6 protein-coding genes and 1 pseudogene are annotated in these 4,692 nt (G+C 71.6%); 1 reads left to right on the top strand and 6 read right to left on the bottom strand.

The window, feature by feature from the left end; translation table 11 throughout:
* The 6 genes and pseudogenes from JHN63_RS48130 to JHN63_RS48105 form a co-directional block, all read right to left on the bottom strand.
* Nucleotides 1–327: pseudogene (locus JHN63_RS48130) on the bottom strand (MFS transporter); the annotation flags it as partial.
* Between the two features lie 63 nt (nucleotides 328–390).
* The gene (locus tag JHN63_RS48125) at nucleotides 391–756 is read right to left on the bottom strand and encodes a hypothetical protein (protein WP_307782166.1); all 366 of its coding nucleotides are present in this window, start codon (nucleotides 754–756) and stop codon (nucleotides 391–393) included.
* Nucleotides 757–773: 17 nt separating this feature from the next.
* Nucleotides 774–1,037 (bottom strand): hypothetical protein, encoded by a 264-nt coding sequence (locus tag JHN63_RS48120; protein ID WP_200691459.1) that lies wholly within the window; start codon nucleotides 1,035–1,037, stop codon nucleotides 774–776.
* Nucleotides 1,038–1,107: 70 nt separating this feature from the next.
* A complete protein-coding gene (locus JHN63_RS48115) occupies nucleotides 1,108–1,908 on the bottom strand; it encodes a sugar phosphate isomerase/epimerase (protein ID WP_200691458.1) in 801 nt (266 codons plus the stop codon).
* Nucleotides 1,909–1,925: 17 nt separating this feature from the next.
* On the bottom strand, nucleotides 1,926–2,861 hold the full coding sequence (locus tag JHN63_RS48110; RefSeq protein WP_200691457.1) for a bifunctional helix-turn-helix transcriptional regulator/GNAT family N-acetyltransferase: 936 nt from the start codon (nucleotides 2,859–2,861) through the stop codon (nucleotides 1,926–1,928).
* Nucleotides 2,862–3,027: 166 nt separating this feature from the next.
* Complete coding sequence (locus JHN63_RS48105; protein ID WP_200691456.1) at nucleotides 3,028–3,834, bottom strand: DUF4253 domain-containing protein; 807 nt, start codon at nucleotides 3,832–3,834, stop codon at nucleotides 3,028–3,030.
* A 145-nt stretch (nucleotides 3,835–3,979) separates the two neighbouring features.
* Here JHN63_RS48105 and JHN63_RS48100 point away from each other — a divergent pair, with 145 nt between their 5' ends.
* Complete coding sequence (locus tag JHN63_RS48100) at nucleotides 3,980–4,564, top strand: GNAT family N-acetyltransferase (protein WP_200691455.1); 585 nt, start codon at nucleotides 3,980–3,982, stop codon at nucleotides 4,562–4,564.
* The last annotated feature ends 128 nt before the right edge of the window (nucleotides 4,565–4,692 follow it).

Below are 4,692 nucleotides of genomic sequence, written 5' to 3'. Positions count from 1 at the left end.
CGCCCGCAGCGCAGGCGTCGTCGCCCCCACCCCCATCACCGCCAGCACACACAACAACCCCCCGGTGAACAGTGCCGTCGCCCCGGAGGTCCAGCCGGCGAGCAGGCCGCCGCGGAGGTTGCCGAGGTTGGGGCCCGCCTGGCCGACGATCTGTTCGGCGGCGGTGACGCGGCCCAGGAGGGCGTCCGGGGTGTGGGTCTGGACGATCGTGCTGCGGGAGATCACCGAGCAGGCGTCGGCGGCGCCGGCCAGGGCGAGGAGGGCGAGACCGGCCCACGGGTTCGTCATCAGCCCGATGGCCGCCAGCGCCGCACCCCACGTACTCGCGCCGAGCAGCAGCACGGCAGGTCGGTGAGCGGCGCGCCGCGCACACAGGCCGACCTGCCGTGCCTATCGGTTGAGGTCGAGCACGGGCAGGCCCCGACCCTCATACGCCTTCGGGGCGACGGTGGCGAGCAGTGCGTCCGCGCCCCACGTGGGAAGGTGCCGTACCGCGTGGATGGCGGCCGCGATCCCCGGCGGAACGCCATCGCGGCGCAGCCGGGTGACGGCCAGCATCGCCGGGTAGTCGAGGTCGACGGTGTGGATGACGTCGAGCTGGCCGATGTGCTCGGCGATCCCCAGGTGCTCTGCGTCCGCTTCGAGAATCGACAGGACGGGGGCCCAGAGACGGGTCTCGGGCTCGAAGTGAGCCCGGTGGATCAGCGCGGACACCTGGCGATTGCCGGACAGCGCGAGGATCGTGGGTGTGTCCACTACGAGATGGTGCTGGATCACGCGGCCATGCCCTGCTCGCGGGAGAGGGCGTCACGCAACTTGCGGCCCATCGCCGCGCTCTCTTCCTCCGTCACCTCGACCCCGAAGTGCTCGGCGAGATAGGCACGCGTCCGCTCGGCCCGCTCACGCCGCTCCTCATCCGTGAGTGTGGTCTCCGCGAACTCTTGGACAAGGGAGCGGATCGACGTACCCCGGGACTCGGCGAGGACAGCAAGGCGGTCTCGCACCTCGGCGGGCACACGAATCATGGCATCGGACATGAGGGTGAGTATACGTCGGCGTATACGCGCGGGCGGCTGCTTGGCCGTGATCCCCGGCCGGGGCGTGACGTTACGCCGAGTCGTTGAGCAGCCGCGCCAGGTGATCGTGACCGGCGGCGAGCAGTTCGGGCAGCGGCGCGATGCCCTCGTACCACCGCTTCTCGTACTCCCAGCACAGCCAGCCGTCCCACTCGTGCCGGGACAGCACCTCGACGCACTCGGCGAGCGGGAGCGCACCGGCGCCGAGCGGCAGCGGGGTGGTGTCGTCGGCCGAGGCGATGTCCTTGACCTGGACGTATCCGAGATACGGCCCGAGCGCAGCGAGCGTCTCCGACGGCTGCTCGCCGCCCAGCCAGGTGTGCATGACGTCCCACAGCGCGCCGACCTGCCGATGCCCGACCGGCCCGAGCACCCGCAGCGCGTCCGCACCGGTCCGGTGCGAGTCATGGGTCTCCAGCAGCACCCGTACGCCGAGGTCGGCGCCCCACTCCGCGGCGGTACCGAGCCGCCGCGCGGCCGTGGCGTCGGCCTCCTCGACGGGCTGCTCGGTGCCGCCGCCGGGAAACACGCGGACGAAGGGCGCGCCCAAGTCCCGTGCCAGCTCCAGCAGTTCACGGATCTCCGCGAGTACGACGTCGTCGTCACCCGGCGCGGCCACCCGCGGATACCCGGCGAGGCCCAGGACTTCGACGCCGGCCGCCTTGAACTCGCGGACCACGTCGGCCCGTCGGCCGGCGTCGATACCGGGGTGCACGGGCTCCTCCGGGTGCGCGCGCAGCTCCACGCCGTGGTAGCCGTGCGTGACGGCGAGGTGCAGCACGTCGGCGATGGGGAGGCCCGGGACACCGAGGGTGGAGAAGGCGAGCTTCATACTCGGGACCCTACTCGTCACTCACCGGTTCCGTGCAGGTCGAGGCGCCAGTCCTGGCCGACGAGATCCTGGCCGAAGGAGCGGTGCGGCTTCTCGGCGACGAGGACGAACCCGTGCCGTTGGTAGACGCGGCGGGCGGCGCCGAGGATGTCGTTCGTCCACAGCACGAGGTCGCGATAGCCGACACCGCGCGCGAACTCGACGACCGCCGAGACGAGTCGGTCGCCGATCCGATGCCCGCGGGCGTCGGGCTCGACGAGCAGCAGCCGCAGCCGGGCGGTCCCCGGGGCGTCGTCGCGCACGCACATCACACACCCCACCGGCCGCCCGTCCAGTTCGGCGATCCACACCCGCTCCAGATGTGGATCGTGATCCTCCGCGAAATCGGCGACGATCCGCGCCACGAGCCCTTCGTAGTCGGCGTTGAAGTCGTACTCGGCGGCGTACAGCGCCGCGTTCCGCTGCACGATCCACCCGAGATCACCGGGCCCCGGCTCCCGCAGCACGACCTCGCCGGTCCGGGTGGGCGGGGGCCCGTCCGACAGGATCGTCCGTACGGTGTGCAGGGCCTCGGAGAGCCGCGGCCGGTCGGCGTCCGGCACGGTCGCCAGCAGCGCCCCGACGGATTCGTCCGCCCGCTCGGCCAACAGGTCGGCGGTCTCCCGCCCGCGCACGGTGAGCGTGACCTGCCGCCGCCGCGGATCCCGCTGCGAGGGCGCCCGCTCGATCAGCCCGTCCTGCTCGAACCGGTTCAGGATCCGGCTCAAGTACCCGGCGTCCAGCGACAGTTCGGAACGGAGATCGGCGGCGTCCGTGCGCGGCGAGTGCGCGAGTTCGTACAGGACGCGGGACTCGGTGAGGGTGAAGGGGGCGTAGAGGTGACGGCTGTAGTCGAGGGCGCCGATGACGTTCGTATAGAAACGGTTGAAGGCGCGGATGTCCTGGACGGTCATGATCGATCCCCGGTGCTCGCTCAGGGTAGTTGACTCAGTCAGAGGTATTGCGGTTCTGACGGTAGTACCCGGGAGGGCCGCGCGTCCATGGGTCTCCACGGATCCGCACGGGTGTCCATGACCGGCGCGAGGCATACGGCGCCGAGCAGTGGCTCGATGTGTGGTCCTAGTCCCACCAGAACCGCCACTGGTGCAGCCCCACCAGCCCCTCCGCGTACTCCGGGAACGGCGTCGGCGGGTCGTCCACGATGTTGTCGGCGGTCGACAGCACATGTTCCAGGGCGAGTCGTTCCGCGTGCGGGACATCAAGGGGCGGCCGGGCGACCGACACGGTCAGCGCACTCCCGAACCCCGACACGACCCGCGCCCCGAACCGCTCCTCCCAGCTCCGCAACAGCGCACACAGCAGGGGAAGCGACGCCTCGGCGGCCCACCCGAGGATCGCCGGCACGTCGGCGCCGCGGCGGGCGGGCACAAGGGCGAGGGAGCAGGTGCGCACGAACGGTTCGGTGCGTAGAACATCCGCTACGGCCCACCGCGCAGCCTCCGCCGGACTCACCCCGGCACCGCTCACCGGCCCGGCCGCCGCGAGCCCGGGCCAGCTCTCGAAGGGCGGCCCCGGGTCGTGCGGCCAGGGCGCGATGTCGTCCGGATCGTGGTCGTCCGGCAGTGCGTCGGCCGCCGGCGGATTCGACCAGTACGGCAGCCGTCGGCTCCGGTACTCGGCGAAGTCCGCCGCGAGCACGGTGTCGAGCCGTATCGCGTCGACCTCGCCCAAGTCCTCGGGCCTGCCATGGTTGTCCGGCCAGCAGATGAACGGATACAGCCCCGTGACCTCGGCCGACTCCAGCAGCCGGGGCCACAACTCCACGAGATCCTCAGGCAGTTCGTCGGAGAACCACACCTCCACCTCCCCACGCGACTCGAAGCGACCGGAGGGCAGGGGCAGTTCGTGGGGCAGGGAGAAGACCATGACGGGACGATATGGGGGAGCACTGACAACGGAGGGCGCAAGCAAGTCGGCCGAGGGCGCCGGGACTTCAGGAGTTCCGCTTCGTCCGTGAAGGGCGGCGCCTACGAGGTTGACGTGACCGGTCGGCCTCGGGCGACCATGACGCATGACTCGCGCTCTGTCGACACCGCCCGTCATCGCCTCCGGCCTGCTCGGCGGCTCCGCCCAACCCGTGCTCCCCGCCACCGGGGACCTGCTGCTGCGCCCCTGGGACGACATCGACGCACCGGCGTTCCTGGCGGCCTACCAGGACGACGAGATCCGCCGCTGGCACACGCGTCGGCCGTCCGGCGAGGGCCAGGTGCGGGAGTGGTTCGAGGCATACCGCCAGGACTGGAGACAGGAGACGGGCGGCCACTGGGCGATCACCCGCGACGGCGACGAGGTACTCGGCCGGATCGCGCTGCGCGGCCTGGACTTCGACGACGGCACGGCAGGCGTGGCCTACTGGGTGCTCCCGGCCGCCCGCGGCGCCGGTGTCGCCTCGCGCGGCCTCGGGGCGCTCACCGCCTGGGCCCTGGACGAGATCGGCTTCCACCGGCTGGAGTTGGACCACTCGACCCGCAACCACGCCTCGTGCGGGGTCGCCACCAAGTCCGGCTACCTCCTGGAAGGCACCAAGCGCAGCGCCGCCGTGCACGACGACGGCCGGCACGACATGCATCTGCACGCCCGCGTCCGGGACCACTGAGGTCGGGGGCCCGCGTGGTGATGCCGCTGAGCTGCGACTCGCGACCGCACCGCTCCACTTCGAGGCCCCGTCCTACTTCCGCGGCACCCCCGAAGACCCCCGAACCATCAACTCCCCCCGAACCGTGG

The organism is Streptomyces sp. MBT65 (assembly GCF_016612545.1).
Lineage (GTDB): Bacteria > Actinomycetota > Actinomycetes > Streptomycetales > Streptomycetaceae > Streptomyces.
This window is presented reverse-complemented; position numbering and strand designations above follow the sequence as displayed.